15 protein-coding genes are annotated in these 16,601 nt (G+C 69.9%); 1 reads left to right on the top strand and 14 read right to left on the bottom strand.

Annotation, left to right across the window (positions count from 1 at the left end; all coding sequences use genetic code 11):
• Positions 1-50 precede the first annotated feature (50 nt).
• On the bottom strand, positions 51-2,270 hold the full coding sequence (locus tag IFR11_RS08520) for an NADP-dependent isocitrate dehydrogenase (protein ID WP_191915853.1): 2,220 nt from the start codon (positions 2,268-2,270) through the stop codon (positions 51-53).
• Positions 2,271-2,390: 120 nt separating this feature from the next.
• Positions 2,391-2,897, bottom strand: a complete 507-nt coding sequence (locus tag IFR11_RS08515) for a hypothetical protein (protein WP_191915852.1) — start codon at positions 2,895-2,897, stop codon at positions 2,391-2,393.
• A gap of 272 nt (positions 2,898-3,169) precedes the next feature.
• Here IFR11_RS08515 and IFR11_RS08505 point away from each other — a divergent pair, with 272 nt between their 5' ends.
• Positions 3,170-3,622: a GNAT family N-acetyltransferase gene (locus IFR11_RS08505; protein ID WP_191915850.1), complete on the top strand. Its 453-nt coding sequence runs from the start codon at positions 3,170-3,172 to the stop codon at positions 3,620-3,622.
• A gap of 17 nt (positions 3,623-3,639) precedes the next feature.
• Here the strand turns inward: IFR11_RS08505 and IFR11_RS08500 are convergent, their stop codons facing one another.
• The 12 genes from IFR11_RS08500 to IFR11_RS08455 all read right to left on the bottom strand — a co-directional run bounded on the left by IFR11_RS08500 (position 3,640) and on the right by IFR11_RS08455 (position 16,431).
• The gene (locus IFR11_RS08500; RefSeq protein ID WP_191915849.1) at positions 3,640-4,533 is read right to left on the bottom strand and encodes a hypothetical protein; all 894 of its coding nucleotides are present in this window, start codon (positions 4,531-4,533) and stop codon (positions 3,640-3,642) included.
• The gene (locus IFR11_RS08495) at positions 4,530-5,258 is read right to left on the bottom strand and encodes an ABC transporter permease (protein ID WP_191915848.1); all 729 of its coding nucleotides are present in this window, start codon (positions 5,256-5,258) and stop codon (positions 4,530-4,532) included. The genes IFR11_RS08500 and IFR11_RS08495 overlap by 4 nt, the downstream gene beginning before the upstream one ends.
• On the bottom strand, positions 5,255-5,971 hold the full coding sequence (locus IFR11_RS08490; protein WP_191915847.1) for an ABC transporter ATP-binding protein: 717 nt from the start codon (positions 5,969-5,971) through the stop codon (positions 5,255-5,257). Before IFR11_RS08490 ends, IFR11_RS08495 begins: the two co-directional genes overlap by 4 nt.
• 2 nt (positions 5,972-5,973) lie before the next feature.
• A complete protein-coding gene (gene mpaP / locus IFR11_RS08485; RefSeq protein ID WP_191915846.1) occupies positions 5,974-7,641 on the bottom strand; it encodes a daptide biosynthesis intramembrane metalloprotease in 1,668 nt (555 codons plus the stop codon).
• Between the two features lie 13 nt (positions 7,642-7,654).
• Complete coding sequence (mpaM, locus tag IFR11_RS08480; protein WP_191915845.1) at positions 7,655-8,476, bottom strand: daptide-type RiPP biosynthesis methyltransferase; 822 nt, start codon at positions 8,474-8,476, stop codon at positions 7,655-7,657.
• 70 nt (positions 8,477-8,546) lie between these two features.
• The gene (gene mpaA3 / locus IFR11_RS16590; protein WP_274604443.1) at positions 8,547-8,669 is read right to left on the bottom strand and encodes an MpaA3 family daptide-type RiPP; all 123 of its coding nucleotides are present in this window, start codon (positions 8,667-8,669) and stop codon (positions 8,547-8,549) included.
• A gap of 64 nt (positions 8,670-8,733) precedes the next feature.
• Positions 8,734-8,856: an MpaA2 family daptide-type RiPP gene (gene mpaA2, locus IFR11_RS16585; RefSeq protein ID WP_274604442.1), complete on the bottom strand. Its 123-nt coding sequence runs from the start codon at positions 8,854-8,856 to the stop codon at positions 8,734-8,736.
• A gap of 7 nt (positions 8,857-8,863) precedes the next feature.
• A complete protein-coding gene (locus tag IFR11_RS08475; protein ID WP_191915844.1) occupies positions 8,864-10,267 on the bottom strand; it encodes an iron-containing alcohol dehydrogenase in 1,404 nt (467 codons plus the stop codon).
• Positions 10,264-11,511: a daptide-type RiPP biosynthesis aminotransferase gene (mpaD, locus tag IFR11_RS08470; protein WP_342030270.1), complete on the bottom strand. Its 1,248-nt coding sequence runs from the start codon at positions 11,509-11,511 to the stop codon at positions 10,264-10,266. The genes IFR11_RS08475 and mpaD overlap by 4 nt, the downstream gene beginning before the upstream one ends.
• Positions 11,508-12,533, bottom strand: a complete 1,026-nt coding sequence (gene mpaB, locus IFR11_RS08465; RefSeq protein WP_191915843.1) for a daptide biosynthesis RiPP recognition protein — start codon at positions 12,531-12,533, stop codon at positions 11,508-11,510. The genes mpaD and mpaB overlap by 4 nt, the downstream gene beginning before the upstream one ends.
• A 218-nt stretch (positions 12,534-12,751) precedes the next feature.
• Positions 12,752-14,569: an ABC transporter ATP-binding protein gene (locus IFR11_RS08460; protein ID WP_055834224.1), complete on the bottom strand. Its 1,818-nt coding sequence runs from the start codon at positions 14,567-14,569 to the stop codon at positions 12,752-12,754.
• On the bottom strand, positions 14,566-16,431 hold the full coding sequence (locus IFR11_RS08455) for an ABC transporter ATP-binding protein (protein WP_191915842.1): 1,866 nt from the start codon (positions 16,429-16,431) through the stop codon (positions 14,566-14,568). Before IFR11_RS08455 ends, IFR11_RS08460 begins: the two co-directional genes overlap by 4 nt.
• Positions 16,432-16,601: the final 170 nt, after the last annotated feature.

The raw sequence follows: 16,601 nt of genomic DNA, 5'->3' as shown, positions 1-16,601 counted from the left end.
ACGGAAGAGGGGCGGATGCCCGCGGCATCCACCCCTCTCGCTTCAGCGTGTCAGCGAAGACCGTCGACCACCGCGTTCAGCGTGGCCGATGGACGCATGATCTTCTCGACGAGGGCGGTGTCGGGGCGGTAGTAGCCGCCGATCTCGGCCGTGTGGCCCTGCACCGCGTTGAGCTCCGCGACGATGGTCTCTTCCTCGGCGGCCAGCTTCTCGGCCACCGGGGCGAAGACCCCGGCCAGTTCGGCGTCGGTCGACTGCTGGGCCAGCTCCTGCGCCCAGTACAGGGCGAGGTAGAAGTGGCTGCCGCGGTTGTCGATGGTGCCGAGCGCGCGGCCGGGCGACTTGTCGTTCTCGAGGAACGTGCCGGTCGCGGCGTCGAGCGTCTGCGCGAGCACGCGGGCCTTCTCGTTGCCCGTCGTGTCGGCGAGGTGCTCCAGCGAGGCGGCCAGCGCGAAGAACTCGCCCAGCGAGTCCCAGCGCAGGTAGTCCTCTTCGAGCAGCTGCTGCACGTGCTTCGGGGCCGAACCGCCGGCGCCCGTCTCGAACAGTTCGCCGCCGGCGAGCAGCGGCACGATCGAGAGCATCTTGGCGCTGGTTCCGACCTCGAGGATCGGGAACAGGTCGGTGAGGTAGTCGCGCAGCACGTTGCCGGTCACCGAGATGGTGTCCTCGCCGCGGCGGATGCGCTCGAGCGAGTAGCGCGTGGCCTCGGCCGGCTCGAGGATCTCGATGGTGAGGCCCTCGGTGTCGTGGTCGGCGAGATACTCGTGCACCTTGGCGATGAGGTTCTTGTCGTGCGCGCGGCTCTCGTCGAGCCAGAACACGGCCGGAACACCCGCGGCGCGGGCACGGGTGACGGCGAGCTTCACCCAGTCGCGCACGGCGACGTCTTTGGTCTGGGTAGCGCGCCAGATGTCGCCCGTCTCGACCTCGTGCTCGAGCAGCACGTCGCCGTTCGAGGCGACGACCTGCACGCGGCCGGGGGCCGCGATCTCGAACGTCTTGTCGTGGCTGCCGTATTCTTCGGCGGCCTGGGCCATGAGACCCACGTTGGGCACCGAGCCGATGGTGGCGGGATCCAGCGGGCCGTTCGCGATGACGTCCTCGATGGTCGCCTGGTACACACCGGCGTAGGACGAGTCGGGGATGACGGCGAGGGTGTCGTCTTCTCCCCCGTCGACGCCCCACAGCTTGCCGCCGTTGCGCACGAGCGCCGGCATCGAGGCATCCACGATGACGTCGGAGGGCACGTGCAGGTTGGTGGTGCCCTTGTCGCTGTTGACGTACGACAGCCGCGGGCCGTTCGCGAGCGCGTCGCGGATCTCGGCCGCGATCGCGTCGCCGCCGTCGACGTTCGACAGACCGGCGAGGATCGAGCCCAGGCCGTCGTTCGGCGTGAGACCGGCGGCCGCGAGGGCGTCGCCGTGGCGGTCGAACACGTCGGCGAAGAAGGCTTTCACGACGTGACCGAAGATGATCGGGTCGCTGACCTTCATCATCGTGGCCTTGAGGTGCACCGAGTAGAGCACGTCGTCGGCCTTCGCCTCGGCCAACGTGTCGGCGAGGAACGCGTCGAGCGCCGCGGCCGAGAGGAACGTGGAATCCACGATCTCGCCCTGGAGGACCTTGAGGCCCTCCTTGAGCGTCGTGGTGGTGCCGTCGGCCGCCACGTGCTGGATCGTCAGCACGTCGTCGTCGGCCAGCACGACCGACTTCTCGTTCGAGCGGAAGTCGTCGTGCCCGAGGGTGGCGACGCGCGTCTTCGAGCCCGCGCTGAACGCCTTGTTGCGGTGCGGGTGCTTCTTGGCGTAGTTCTTCACGGCGAGCGGGGCACGGCGGTCGCTGTTGCCTTCGCGCAGCACGGGGTTCACGGCGGAACCCTTGATGCGGTCGTAGCGGGCGCGCACGTCTTTGTCTTCGACGCTCGACGCCTCGTCGGGGTAGTCGGGGATGTCGTATCCCTGCGCCTGCAGCTCGGCGATGGCCGCCTTCAACTGCGGGATGGATGCCGAGATGTTCGGCAGCTTGATGATGTTCGCCTCGGGCAGCGTGGCGAGTCCGCCGAGCTCGGCGAGGGCGTCGCCCACCTGCTGCTCGGGGGTCAGGCGCTGCGGGAAGGCGGCGAGGATGCGGCCGGCGAGCGAGATGTCGCGGGTCTCGACGTCGACGCCCGCCTGCTTCGTGACGGCCTGCACGATGGGCAGGAACGACGCCGTGGCAAGAGCCGGCGCCTCGTCGGTGTACGTGTAAATGATGGTGGAATCGGGCACGTCAGATCTCTCCGTAGAGGCGGCCAGGGTTGTGTTTCAGCCTATCGCACCGCGGCAAAGTCTCTTGATGTCGAGATAGTTCCCGGCATCCGCGCCCTGCCCCGACCCGCGCTGCGCCGGTCAGCGGCGCAGGCCGTGCTCGCGAGCGGTCTTGGGATTGCCCAGGCTCTCGGCGGGCAGATCCACCGCCCTGCCCCAGCCGGCGCCGCCGACGGCGACGCCGCGGGCGACCAGGCCGTCGATGACCGCGTCGACGGCCACGGCCACGGTCGGAGCCAACTCGTCGCCGAGGACCATCGACACCACGATCTCGGTGAGATCGTCGCGCGGCGTCGCCTCGACGACGACCACGGCTTCCAGCGACAGCGGGCCCAGACGGGAGGTGAGGAGCGACAGTCCCGTGCCGTTGAGGATCGTGTCGCCCACGGCGCTCCCGCGGCGGAGGACGATGACGCCGTCGGGCGCGTCGGCGCGGGTGAAACCCGCCCGGCCGAGAAGCTCGCCCACCGCGACGATGCCGGCCGTCGCCTCGGAGGGCGGGACCGTGAAACGGCACGCGGCGCGGATCTTGTGGCCCCCGACGAGCGACTCGCGCCAGAGCGGGACCGCGCGCGCGGCGGCGCTCATCCGGGCCACCCGGTGGCCAGGTCGGCCTCGAGCTGCTCCACCTCGCCCACCCGGGGCGCCCGTCGCACCCCGAGGCGCAGGGCATTCCTCCGCGCCGTTCCGGCGGCGCGAGACGCCTCGCCCGGGTTGATACTTCCCCGCACTATGCCGTCGTCCCATGCATCCGATAAGGCTATTCCCGGGGGTACCCGCAACCCCTCTGTTTCGTCGCAGGTTCCCATGCGGCGGCATGCGATCTTGGGACTGGGGCGCGGTGCCGCTAGCCTGGGCGCATGGCTGACCTGCGTCTCGTCGAACTGTCCGCCGCCACGATCGTGGCCGTGAACACCCTGTCGCTCAAGCCCGGGCAGGAGCAGTTCCTCGCTCCCGTCAGCTACGGCATCGCCGCGACGGTGAGCGATCCCCAGACGTCGTGGCAGCGCGTGGTGCTCGACGGCGACGAGGTCGTCGGCTTCGTCAGCGCCAACTTCGACCCCGAGGCCCACGAGGAGCACTTCCGCTCCGTGCTGTGGCGCATCAACGTCGACGCCGACGAGCAGGGCCGCGGCGTCGGCAGCTACGCCATCTCGGCCGTCCTCGAAGAGGCGCGCGGGCGTGGGATGGATCACGTCGACGTCATCTACGAACCCGGCGTCGGCGGCCCCGAGGCCTTCTTCCAGCGCGTGGGATTCGAGCCCGTCGGCGAGACCGAGTACGGCGAGGTCATCGCGCGCGCCAGCGTCTGAACGGACAGGCGAAGCGATCAGGCCAGATCGCGGCGCAAGAACGACACGATCCCGGCCCCCAGCGTAGCGCTCGTCCACGTCGCCGTAATCGCAGTGGAGACCGCTGGTTCTAATATGTGACCGGATGCCGCGGGAACGATCCCGAGCGAGGCGAGGTCGAAACCGACAGCGCGGAGCATAGCCGGCAGCGGCATCCATCCCGCTGGCTCCGGCCACATGGCGCCGACGAAGAGGGCCACGCTGAGACTAAGCGGAGCGACGAACAGGGCGAAAAGGTGAGCCCTCACCAGCAGCCCCACGCCGAGTCCCCACAGCGCCGCGACGGCGCCGACGACAAGCGTCCCCGCCACAACGCCCGGTCCGAGGCCCGTCGTGCCGAGGACAGGCGCCAGAGCGACACGACCGCCGGCTAGGGCGAGTCCAGCGACGACCGCGCCCCCGAGCGCAGTGAACGGCACTCGCGCGGCGATGGCGGCCCCGCGCGGCTGAAGCGTGGCGCGCTGGGCGACGACGCCCACACGCAGGTCGATTGTGTAGCGGAACGACCCGTAGATCGTGGCCATCACGGCCGCGTACACAGCCACGACAGCCGACAGGGGAACGACGGCAAGCTCTTTCTCGGCCGCCGAAGCGGTACCGAGGTCGGACGGAACCCCGGCCGCGAGCGACAGCGACAGCAGCAGGGCCGAGACGGTGACACCGAGCAACGTCATGTCGGCGACCGCGCCGCGAGCCTGGGCAGCGATCGCTTGAGCGAACACCGGCACCGATGATCGACGGGCTGCGGCCGCCCTCGCCCACTGACTCGTCCCGCCGCCGCGTCCGTCCCCCGCCGGCACCCCGTGCTCGACGCTCTTGCCCTGACGGTTGATTCCCTTCGCGCGTGGGTCGCGCGAGCGATCGTCGGTCACGTCAGCCTCCGTCGTCCGACAATCCAGGCCAGCGCCGAGAGAAGTACCGTCCAGGCCGTGGCCACGAGAACGGCCGCCACAGCCGGCAAAAGATTGAGATGGTTCTGCGGGTCGGCGAGCGCGGCTAGCGACAGCCCGGGAAGAAAGCGCGCCATATCGGGCGCCGTGCCCAACAACGCCAGCTCGAGGGCCGTTGGACCGGCCAGCACAACGGCGGCCGCTGCATAGTAATTGCCCGCGATCCACCCCACCGCGGTGCCGAGAAGGGCGCGGGCCACGGCGCCTAGCAGCGCCCCGACGAGCGTACGGATGACCCCGCTCGAGAAGACGGGAGTCAGGCCGTTCACCCCGAGCACGGCGACGACGACACCGGCCCAGACCATAGCGAGACCCGCCGTGAGCACGAGCCCGGTCACCATGGCGGCGAGGGCTTTGCCCGCGAACAAGCGGGCGAACCCGACCTGCGTCGCCGATCGACTCATCGAGCCGTAGTAGTACTCGCGGGTGACCGAGAACGACCCGGCGAATGCGGCGGCGACGAACGACCACGCGAGCGGAGCGACCACGAGCAGCGTCGCACGGCGCGCATCGAGGACGTTCATCTTGCCGAGCGTGTCGTCGCTCGTGAGCACGATCACCGGGATGAATAGGGCCAACACGACCACCGCCATCGTGCTGAACCCGCTATGCGCCCGGAGCATCTCGGCGCGAACCGCGGCCCTCATGCCCGTTCTCCTTCGACGAGGTCGAAGTAGCGGTCTTCGAGGGAATCGCCGTCGCCGCGCACGAGCTCGCCCAGCGGCCCGTCGTACAGGACGGTGCGCTTGAGCACAACGACCTCGTCGGCGATGTGTTCGAGCTCGGCGAGTTGATGACTCGAGATCAATACGCTGCCTCCGGCATCGGCGAAGCCGCGCAGGAAACGCCGCAGCCACCGGATACCGTCGGGGTCGAGGCCGTTCGCGGGCTCGTCAAGCACCAGGGTGCGGGGGTCTCCGATCAGCGCGGCCGCGAGCCCGAGGCGCTGGACCATGCCGGTCGAAAAGGTCTTGACGCGGCGCCGCGCATCGGCGGCGAGCCCGACCTCGTCCAGGACCTCTTCGACGCGACCGCGGGGAGCGCCCACCGTGATCCGAGCGATGTCGAGGTGCCGGTACGCCGTGATCCCCGCTTCGAAGCCGAAGCCGTCCATGTGCACGCCGAGGTGCGCGGACGGCCGCGCGAGACGGGAGAACGGCACCCCGTCGACGAGCGCCTCGCCGCTGGTCGGCGAAAGTAGCCCGACGAGCGTTTTCAAAATCGTCGACTTGCCCGCCCCGTTCGGACCGAGCAGCCCGACGATTGCCCCGCGTCGCACCGAGAAGGACACATCCTCCACCGCGATGCGGGACCCGTACTTCTTCGTGAGGCGGTGTACCTCGACGGCGTGATCGGTCATCGTCATCCCTCTTTCGGATCGGAGTGGGGCAGGGGGCCGTCCGGGGACGGGAAGAGCGCGGATGCCGGTGCCCACACGTTCGTGAACCACATGGCCTCCCAGATGCTTCGGGAGCCGAGGTCGATGCGTGCAATGCCCGCGTCGGGCAACGATGCCCCGGGATCGACGCGCACAGTGCCAAGGACGAAGACCGGGATTCTGGCACCCGGAACCACGATCGGGGCGACAGCGTCCGTGGGTGCGTCGATCACGCGCGGAATTACGGGCTGCGCCACACCCGCGCCGAGAGCGGCGTCTGCCACGATGCCCCGGGTTCGGAACGACACGGCGGCGTGGTCGGGCAGAGCGGGTGCCGAGCCGTTCGACACGGGCTCAACCAGCAGCACCTCGCCATCTACGCGGACGAACCCGACTGCGCGTGTCACCGGGACCGAGACCACCGCGCCGAGCACCGTCGTCGCGGTGATCGCTGCGACGACTACCGCGACAAGGCGCAGGCGCGTGACCCCGGAGCGCAGAGCCGAGCCGAGCCACGAGAGCACCACTGCGCCGAGGGCCGCGACGACCAGAAGTTGCACGCTGAGCACGGCGAGTGCGCCGATGACTCCGCCTCCGGACAGGGCGGCGGCGAGTCGAGCGACGGCGTACAGCACAAGCCCGGCGGGAACGACGATGCTCGCCAGACCGAAGGGGACGGTCCACCGCCTCGCAAGCAGCCGCGGCTCGGCTGGCCCGCCGAACAGACCGAGACGCAAGGCGGCGGTGGCGTCGCGGATCGCGCGCGAGCGGAGGTCGGGTTCGTCGAGCGCGCTCATGAGCGCGATGTACCCGTCGAAACGTACGAAGGGGATCAGGTTCACCGCGACCACCCCGGCACAGGCGCAGGCCAGCACGAGCATCGTCTGGCGCGTTGCGGGGTCGCTCACGACAGCTGCGATCAGCGCGCACACCGCGGCGACGACGACATGCACCGCGGGCCCGGCGAGGGCCACGGCGACGCGGCCCCGCCGGTGCGGCAGCCGCCACGCGTCGGTCACATCCACGAAGAAAGCGGGGGTGAGGTAGAGCAACATGACGCCCGCTCGACGCGGGCGCGCACCCAGCCGCGTCAGTGCCAGCCCATGCGCGAGCTCATGCACGAGCGTCGAGGAGACCAGAACGACCGCCACGACCAGCACGTCGGCCAGCGGCAGCGGCGACGTCAGCGCCCTCGCTGCGACGTCGGCCTGCAGCGCGAGCGCGATCAGCCCCGACAGCGCCAGCACCCCGACCGGCCACAGCAGTCCCCGTCGCAACAGAGGTCGCAGCAGCACCTCGAGACGCGCGAACGCCCCAGGTGCGCGAAGGGTCGCGAGCTGCACGGTGAGCGGCGGGCGATAGGTGAGGCGCCCCGCCGGTCGCCGCTCCGCCCCGCGGAGGAGTCCGGCCGCGCGGAACCGGCGCACGAGCAGGGCGAAAGCTTCGGACGAGTGCCCCGGCGCGAACCGAACGCGGAGCTCGGCTTCGCTCACGCGGCCGTCCATCGAGCGCAGAAGGTCGACCGTCGACGACGACGCGCGCGACACCGGCACGCCGTCAACGCTGATGACGATCGCCCCGTCGACGCCCGTCGGCTCGAACCGCACGGATGCCGCGAGCTCCGGCGGTTCGCCGGGGCTCGTCGCGACCACCGATCGCCGCCGTTCACCCTGCACGGCCGGCCCACCCCGGATCGCACGTCTCGAGAAGCACCATGCCTTCTCCGGGAGCAAGTCCCCCGCCGCGTACGGGAAGGACCGTCGGTGCCGAGAAGCCGGCCTCGACGAGCTCAGCCGACACCGTCGCGACATCGAGCAGGTGCAGCCGTGTCGTCAACACGGGCACCTCCTCGTCGGGGGCGACCTCGGCGAGCGGAACCCAGTTGACCAGGCGCGCACGGCCCCCGGCGTCCACCTCCTGCGACTGGAGGAATACCTCGATCACTCCCTCTCGGTCGATGTCGATCACACGGTCAACCGTCACATCGAGAGCCTCCACCGTGACGGAGCCGGCGACCGAGAGCAGAAACGACCCCCGTTCACCCAGATGGCGTCGAACGGCCGCGAACAGGCGTGCGCGTCCCGGCGCGTCGAGAAGAGTGATCGACGTCGCTGCGAGCACCACCAGGTCGAAACGGCGGTCGAGATCGAAATCGCGCATGTCGGCGGCGACGAGGTCGCACCGCGCACCGTAGGGCAGGGCCACCCGAAGGCGGTCAAGCATGTCGGTCGAAAGATCGAGCGCCGTGACGTGCTTGCCCGCGCGTAGCAGAGGAAGCGTCACACGTCCCGTGCCGGCCGCGAGATCGAGCACCGCGGGACCGCCGCGGCGCGCCACGGTCAGCACCTCGTGGATCTCGGAGCGATCCGGTCCGACCAGGTCGTCGTAGAAGCGCGCGCCGACGCCCGCGTACACGTCATGGGGTGCCGCGCGGCGACCCGCGTCGGCGAGCCGCTGACGAACGGAGGCAGTGAGCAAATCTGTCATGGAGTCCTCTCTGGGCAGCTAGAAAGAGAGAGTGGGAGGAATGCCGTGGGGGCGACTTCCTCCCACCCGCTCAGGTGGCGATGCCGACAACGCCCGCGGCGATCGCAATGATGTAGCCCGCGTGCTCCCACCACGCCAACGGCGTGTCGAGGTCATCGAGCTCTTCGAATTGGAGAGCAAGGTCTTTCTGCATGTGTCACCTCCTTCCGCAAGGACGAACCGGGACACCGCCGGAGCGCACGGTATCCGCACGAGGTTCAGGTGGCCGAGAGGGCGATGAGTCCGAGAGCTACGCCATAGCTGAAGCCGCGGAACCAGTCGAATCCGTCGCCGGGGGCGTCCATCGAGTCGAGCTCGACGAAATCGAGCGTCGATGTCATGTGCAAGTCACCTCCTTCCCAGGGCTTGTGATGTCGCCGTCGAGGAACAGGCGGCGTGGCTCAGGTCGCGATGGCGACTCCGATGCCGACCACGGTCAGTCCGGCCAGGACTCCCTGGTAGAAGCTCTCCCAGCTCGGGGCCTCCAGAGCGTCGAGCTCCTCGAACTGCAGCTGTGGTGTGATCGTGAGCGATGTCATTCCTCTTCACCTCCTCTCGTCCGTGCGAAGCGGACAGCGACTCGACCCGGCCACCGATGGCGGGCTTCGCCCACCGGCCGTTGTCGAGCACGCGTCGGTGATCGCCGGAGCCCAGCTCTCCCAGCGCAGGCACGGGAGCGCCCCATGTGCGCCGGGTAGCCTCGGCCGCCGCCGCGAGCACCTCGTCGGTCGGGCGCTCGGCACGAGGAACGCGCCACCGATCGAGGAGTTCGTCGATCCCCCGCGCCGGCTCGGTCGGAAGCCCGGCGTCACACGCCGCGTCGGCCCAGAACGTTTGCAGCGCGCCGGCATCGCCCCAGCGGGAGTCCCCCGCATCGATGCGACGCCAGACGCTCCCGATCACCGCGGCGGTGGCCTGCATCTTCGATAGCCCGGAAACGAAGGCGGTCTCGTTCGCCAGGTACCAATGCCGCGAGGCGAAGGGATCTCGGCCGCAGAGCACGCCCGCGCGTTGCGTCGCCGCACTCAACCGCGCGATGCGCAGGGCATCCGGCTCGGTCGCCGAACCGGCGGCGAGAAGAGCGCGCACCACGCCGACGGCGCGAGAGGACGCCCGGCCGTCGGCCCGCGCGGAGGTGCGAGCGCCGGTGACGCGCAGCAACGCTTCGAGCGCCCCCTCTCGGACGGTGTCGCTGGGCAGAGAGGCATAGTTCGCGGCATCCAGAACCGCGTGGTCCGGCCGCAAACGGTCGCCGAGGAGCAACCGGAAGCCCCGCTCGGTCCGCAGCACCGCGACGGCGTTGGACTCGGCCGAGGTCCCTACCGTGGTCGGCACGGCGATGAAAGCGATGCCGGAGGGCTCGCGCGGCGGCAGCTCGACGACCGGTCCCCGCCCCGCACGGGCGAGCGCGTACGCGAAGACGCTCGGGGAGGAGACGGCGAGGGCTGCGACCGCGGCCGCGTCGATGACGGTGCCGCCGCCAACGGCGACGACCACCTCGGCACGACCGTCGATGAGATCGCCAGCGAGGCGCTCGACGACCCCGTCATCGACAGAGCGCGCATCGATCAGCATGACCCGCACGACCGCTGCCCGCATGCCGACCTCGTCTGCGAGCGGTCGCGCGATCCGTCCGAGAGACGCATCGGCGACGATGGCGACCCGTCGCGAGCCGCAGAGTGACGCGCACGTCGCGTCGGTGATGCCCGTACCCGTGTGAAGCCTCGGACGCAGACGGTCCCGGCGCGTCACGACTCGCCCTCGCGCCACCGCGTAAGACCCGTCCGGATCGCGACACCCAGTTCGGACAGTTCCGACCCGGCATAGTCGTAGGCGGGGACGAGCTGGATGCCGTCCGTGCCCGGGTGCACGATTGCACCGGCCTCGGCGATGGCCGCGACCATCGCCGAAACTTCGCCGGTCGCAGGGACCGGGCTCGTTCGTCCGGGCACCGTCACGGCAAGGAAGCAGCCTCGCCCGCGGACGCCGCTCGCCACGCCGTCGCGCACCAGATCGCCCGCCATCCGGCGCAGATTCTCACCGAGCCGCCGCACCGTGGCCTCGGCCCCGATCCGTGCCAGCTCGTCGACGACCGCGAGGATCGCCGCCGCGCACGCGGGGGTGCCAGCCTGGGTCTCGCCGTGCACGAAGGTCCAGCCGCCCGTGGCGAAGGCGTCACTGACACGCGGGCCCACAAGAACCGCCGCGGCACCCATAGCTGCGTTGGTCAGAGCCTTCGAGAGCACCAGCAGATCGGGGCGTTCGGGCCACGTCCCCGACGCGAACATCGGCCCCGTGCGGGCGAAGCCGGTCGCGACCTCATCGGCGACCAGCAAAAAGCCGTACCGCTCACGGAGTTCGACGAGGACGCGGACGGTGGCCTCGGGCAACGGGTGCGCGCCGCTGCCGAGCACGGGCTCAACCACGACCGCGGCCACACGATCGCCCTCACGCCGCAGCAGAGTGGTGAGCTCGTCCAGGTCGTCGAGCGAAACGTGACGGATCGCCCGGCGATCCAGAGCATACAACGGCTGCAAGAGGGTGTCTCCGCTGAGGGAGTGGCTTCCATACATGGTGCCGTGGTAGCTGCCGAGCAGACCCACGACGAGCGTGCGCTCCGGCCGTCCACGCTGCGCCCAGTACTGGCGGGCGAGCTTCATGACCGCGTCGTTCGCGGCGCCGCCCGACGTCGAGAAGATGACACGCCGGTAGTCGGCCTGGCCCGCCAGCCCGATCAGCGCCTCCGCCGCACGTTCGGCGGGACGATGGACCGACCGGAAGAGGGTGAGGTACGACGCGTCGTGCAGCGCTCGGGCGACGGCATCAGCCACTGTCGCATTTCCATACCCGAGGGGAACGTTCCAGAGCCCGCTCGTCGCGCACAGCGCCGACGAGCCGTCTTCATAGGCGAGGCGGTGTCCGCGCGCGCCCACCGCGATGCGCTTCGCGGAATGGCGAGCGTCGGCCGGCATCATGGCGGGCCACACGACCGTCACGAGGGCGCTCCCGCCGTCGTGGCCGAGACTCCGACGTGCACGCCAAGCCGTGCGCCCGCCTCCGCGCACAGCGCTCGGGCGTTCGCCGTGGTGATTCCAAGAGCCGCCCTGCAGCGCTCAATCGCGAACTCGAGGGTCGACGACGTCTGCATGGCGGCGACGACCGTCGCCGCCTCCGTCGAGAGGAGCTGCCGGCGTCGCGTGCGCGGATCGGCGAGCAGGATGCCGTCGTCGGTCTCGACCAGAAAGGGATCATCGGATGCCGGATTCGCATCAGCCCGTTCGTCCACGATCGATGACTGCCCGAAGCCGTCGATGCGACGCCGACCTCCCCGCGCGCCGAGCAGTCCTGCGAGTTCGGCGGCACGGAGATAACGCCCCAACCAAGGACGTCGAGCGACGTCGGCGTGGAGAGCGGCGAGCGGCGAGAGCCCCGCGAAGGCGATCAACCGCGGCACCGGGGTGTCGAGGATGCGGGCCAGATCGTCGACTTCGCCGAGGACACCGCCCTGAGGACCGGCGGTCACCTGTCCATCGCCATGTACGTGCAGGATGCCCGGCCGCTGCGTCGCAAACGGGGCGTGAAGCACTGCGCCGTCCCCCAGACGCAGTCGGGGGTCCACGACAGCGGACGAGAACACGCCGGTGCGTCGGGCCAGATCGGCGTCATCGAGAAAGGCCGACCACCCGTCGGCGTCGAGGAAGCGGACGACGGTGGGCACGATCAGTTCGACATACGCCGCCGCGAGGTAGTGCTGCAGTTCGACCGACCGGCCACCCACGTGAAGGGTGTCGCCTACCTCGTCGAGCGCCCCCGAGTACGGGACGACGAGCGCGCGCGTCTCGACGCGACCGGCGCTCTCGGGCATGAGGACGACGGCGGTGTCGTCGAGCAACGCGGCGGCGGTGTGGGCGACGCGTGGATCCGCGCAGAAGACCGCATGTGCGACGGGACCGCGGCTGCCGGTGATCCAATCGATGACGATACGCGCAACGCGGTCGTCGTCCACTCTCGTGGTCACTGTGCCTCCCTGGCGTCCTTGCGCCGTGGCGCCATCCGATCTCACGAGGTGCAGATTTTGACGTCAATGCCCTCACGGGAGAATGTATACATGCCTTCGGGCCGACGTCTACTTCAGGGCCGGGAATCACCCCCACCCCCGATTCGCCTCACCCACGCCGGGAACGACGGATGCCACGCTCCCCGCAGCGCGGGAGGCGTGGCATCCGTGTATCGACGTCAGACGAGCGACTGGCGCCAGGCGGCGTGCAGCTGGGCGAACTTGCCCGTGCCCGCGATGAGGGCCGCGGGGGCGTCGTCTTCGATGATGCGGCCGTGCTCCATGACCAGCACGCGATCTGCGATCGCGACCGTCGAGAGGCGGTGGGCGATGATGATCGCGGTGCGGTCGGCGAGGAGCGTCTGCAGGGCGTCCTGGATCTGGCGTTCGCTCGGAATGTCCAGCGACGCCGTCGCCTCGTCGAGGATCAGCACCGCGGGATCGGCGAGGAACGCGCGCGCGAACGAGATCAGCTGACGCTGACCCGCCGAGACACGCCCACCGCGCTTGTTCACGTCGGTCTCGTAGCCGTCGGGCAGCTTCTCGATGAAGCCGTCGGCGCCCACGGCGCGCGCCGCCGCGCGGATCTCGTCCATCGTGGCGTCGGGCTTGCCCAGTGCGATGTTGTCGGCCACGGTCCCGCTGAACAGATAGGCCTCTTGCGTGACCATGACGATCGCGCGGCGGAGGTCCTTCGGGTGCAACCGACGCAGGTCGACGTCGTCGAGAGTGACCGCCCCCTGCGAGGGGTCGTAGAAACGCGAGATGAGCTTCGCGAGCGTCGTCTTGCCGGCGCCCGTGGTGCCGACCAGGGCGATCGTCTGCCCCGCGGGGATGTCGAGCGAGAAGTTCGGCAGGATGACGCGACCTTCGGCGTAGCCGAAGGTGACCTCGTCGAAGCGCACGTGCCCCCGGGCGTTCCACAGGTCGACCGGGTCGCTGGGGTCGGGAACCGTCGGCTCCTCCTCGAGCACGCCCGACACCTTCTCGAGGGCGGCCGTGGCCGACTGGTAGGAGTTCAAGAAGAACGCGACCTCTTGCAGCGGCGAGAAGAAGTTGCGCACGTACAGCACCGCCGCCGTCAGCGCGCCGATCTCGAGCGGACCCGCGATGACACGGCCGCCGCCCCAGAGCAGCACCAGGGCGACCGACACCGCGGCCACGGCCATGATGCCGGGCTCGAAGGTGCCGAAGAGGCGGATCGAGCGCATGTTGACGTCGCGGTACGCGCCGGACAGGGCGCCGAAGTCCTCGTCGTTGCGGGGTTCCTTCCGGAAGGCCTTCACGGCGCGGATGCCGGTCATGGTCTCGACGAACTTCACGATGACCTGGGCGCTGATGACGCGCGACTCGCGGTAGATCACCTGCGACCGCCGGTAGAACCACCGCATGAGCAGGTACATCGGAATGCCCATGACGGTCAGGATCAAGCCCGACTGCCAATCGATGAGGAAGAGCGCCGCGAGCGTGAACAACCCGTACAGCACCCCCGACACCAGCTCGTTCAGACCGCCGTCGAGCAGCTCGCGAATCGTGTCGAGATCGCTCGTCTGACGCGAGATGATGCGGCCCGACGTGTACGACTCGTGGAACTCGAGGCTCAGCTTCTGCGTGTGCAAGAAGATGCGTTTGCGCAGATCCAGCATCACCGCCTGGGTGAGGCGTGCGGCGACGACGACGTACCACCCGATCAGCACGGCCCCGCCGATACCGGCGAGCAGGTACACCCCGACGACGCCGATGGTCGGCATCCAATCGCTCTGCTCGATGACGGCGGGCAGGGCGTTGTCGATGCCGTAGGCGATGAGCGCGGGGCCGGCGACGCGCAGCGCCGTCGACACGACGAGCACCGCCGCGGCGAGGATCAGCTGCCCGCGCAGGGGCGACACGAGAGAGCCCAGCAGGCGGAGCGAGCGCTGCCGGATCGAGCGGCTCTCGGCGCTCGTGTAGTCGGAGCGGTCTTCGCCGCTGGTGCCGGAGACGGTCGCGGTGCTCATCGGGTCGCCTCCTTCTCGGTGAGGGCGTCGTCGTCGGAGGTGGCGATGACGGGAATGGCGCCGGTGCGGGCTTCGCGTTCGGCCTCTTCGAGGCTCGAGATGACGTACCGGTAGTGGTCGCTCTCGCGCAGCAGATCGGAGTGCACTCCGACGGCGGTGACGCGGCCGTCTTCGAGCAATGCCACGCGATCGGCGAGCGTCACGGTCGACGGGCGGTGAGCCACCACCAGGGCGGTCGTGGAGCTGAGCACCTCGCGGAGCGCGTCTTCGACGAGCGCCTCGGTGTCGACGTCGAGCGCCGACAGCGGGTCGTCGAGCACGAGCACGGCGGGCCGCGCCGCGACCGCGCGGGCGAGGGCCAGACGCTGGCGCTGGCCGCCCGACAGGCTGAGGCCCTCTTCGCCGATCACGGTGTCGAGGCCGTCGGGCAGCTCGTAGACGAAGTGCGCCTGGGCGACCTGCAGAGCTTCGCGCAGGACCTCCTCGGCCTCGTCGGACCCCGGGGTGAGGTCTTCTCGGCCGAGCAGGATGTTGTCGCGCACGGTCTGCGAGAACAGCGTCGCGTCTTCGAAGGCCATGCCCACGTGACGGCGCAGCTCGGCGAGCGTCAGGTCGCGCACGTCGACGCCGTCGATCAGCACGCGGCCGCCGGTGACGTCGTACAGGCGCCCCGGCAGGGTGGTCAGCGTGGTCTTGCCCGAACCGGTGAGTCCGACCAGGGCCATGGTCTCGCCGGGCCGCAGCACCAGGTCGATGCCGTCGAGAAGGTCGGGCTCGGTGGCCGCCGCATCCTGGTAACGGAAGTGCACGTCCTCGAACGTGAGCTCTCCGCGGGGTGCGGTCAGGGTGCGCGGGTTCTCGGGATCGACGATGGTGTTCTGCTCGTCGAACACCTCGAAGATGCGGTCGGTCGCCGTGCGGGCGTCGAGCAGGAACGAGAAGAGGAAGCCGATGGACTCCATGGGCCACCGCAGCACGGTCGCCATCGCGAAGAAGGCGACGAGCTCGGCGACCTGCAACTGTCCCAGCTGCGTCAGCACGATACCGGCGCCCAGGCACACGGCGAACGCGATGTCGGGCAGCAGCACCAGGAAGAACCAGATCCAGCCGACGGCGCGTGCCTTGTCGATCTCGGTCTCACGCAGCGACTCGGCCTGGCGGGTGAACTTCTGCAGGGCGTGCCGGCCCCGGCCGAAGGCCTTGAGGACCCGGATCCCGTGGACGCTCTCTTCCACGGCGGTGGCGAGGTCGCCGGCCTGATCCTGGCTCTGACGGGTCAGCGCGCCGTACCGCTTCTCGAATCGGAACCCGACGTAGATGACGGGCGCGGAGGTGACGAGGAACAGCGCGCCGAGCAGCCAGTGCCACCGGAACAGCAGGACGGCGCCGATGACGATGGTCAGCATGTTGACCACGAGCAGGATGACGCCGAAGGCGAGCCAGCGGCGCAGCATGCTGATGTCCTGCATCATGCGCGAGAGCAGCTGACCCGACTGCCACCGGTCGTGGAACGCCACCGGAAGACGCTGCAGCCGCGAGTAGAACGATTGGCGCAGGTCGTACTCGACCTTGGTGGCCGGCCCGAGCACGAACCAGCGACGCAGCCACACCATCGCGGCTTCGGCGAGTCCGAGGCCGAGCACGGCCAGCGATCCCCACACGAGCGCGGTCGGGTCGAGCGAGGCGATGGGACCGGCGACGATCTGTTCGAGAACGAGGGGGATCGCCAGGGCCAGCAGGCTCGCGACGAGCGCGGTGCCGGCACCGGCGATGAGGCGTGGCAGCACCGGGCGAGCGATGGGGAGGAGGCGCGCGAGGGCGCGCGGCGTGGAGAGGTGCGGGCGGGGCGTGGAGGTGGTCATGATCCTCGAGGAGTCGAAGCGGGCGCCGGGATCGGGCGCGGAGGGGGAAGCCGTGAAGCGGCGCGACGAAGATCGTCGGGCAGGGCGGAACGGACGCGCCGAAGCGCGGAACGCGGGGCCCTAGGCGGATCGGCCGGGGCGCGCGACGACGAAGGGCGCGGCAACCGGGG

The organism is Microbacterium sp. CFBP 8801 (genome assembly GCF_014839455.1).
Lineage (GTDB): Bacteria > Actinomycetota > Actinomycetes > Actinomycetales > Microbacteriaceae > Microbacterium.
Note: the sequence above shows the minus strand (reverse complement) of the source record. Positions and strands in the feature narration are given on the sequence as shown.

What these genes read in the sequence shown, in the direction of transcription:
- IFR11_RS08505 (WP_191915850.1), top strand. Translation starts at nt 3,170, where the DNA reads ATGGCTGACCTGCGTCTCGTCGAACTGTCCGCCGCCACGATCGTGGCC.
- IFR11_RS08455 (WP_191915842.1), bottom strand. Translation starts at nt 16,431, where the DNA reads ATGACCACCTCCACGCCCCGCCCGCACCTCTCCACGCCGCGCGCCCTC.
- mpaA2 (WP_274604442.1), bottom strand. Translation starts at nt 8,856, where the DNA reads ATGACATCGACGCTCGATTTCGTCGAGCTCGACTCGATGGACGCCCCC.
- IFR11_RS08490 (WP_191915847.1), bottom strand. Translation starts at nt 5,971, where the DNA reads ATGACCGATCACGCCGTCGAGGTACACCGCCTCACGAAGAAGTACGGG.
- mpaA3 (WP_274604443.1), bottom strand. Translation starts at nt 8,669, where the DNA reads ATGCAGAAAGACCTTGCTCTCCAATTCGAAGAGCTCGATGACCTCGAC.
- IFR11_RS08495 (WP_191915848.1), bottom strand. Translation starts at nt 5,258, where the DNA reads ATGAGGGCCGCGGTTCGCGCCGAGATGCTCCGGGCGCATAGCGGGTTC.
- mpaM (WP_191915845.1), bottom strand. Translation starts at nt 8,476, where the DNA reads ATGACAGATTTGCTCACTGCCTCCGTTCGTCAGCGGCTCGCCGACGCG.
- IFR11_RS08515 (WP_191915852.1), bottom strand. Translation starts at nt 2,897, where the DNA reads ATGAGCGCCGCCGCGCGCGCGGTCCCGCTCTGGCGCGAGTCGCTCGTC.
- IFR11_RS08460 (WP_055834224.1), bottom strand. Translation starts at nt 14,569, where the DNA reads ATGAGCACCGCGACCGTCTCCGGCACCAGCGGCGAAGACCGCTCCGAC.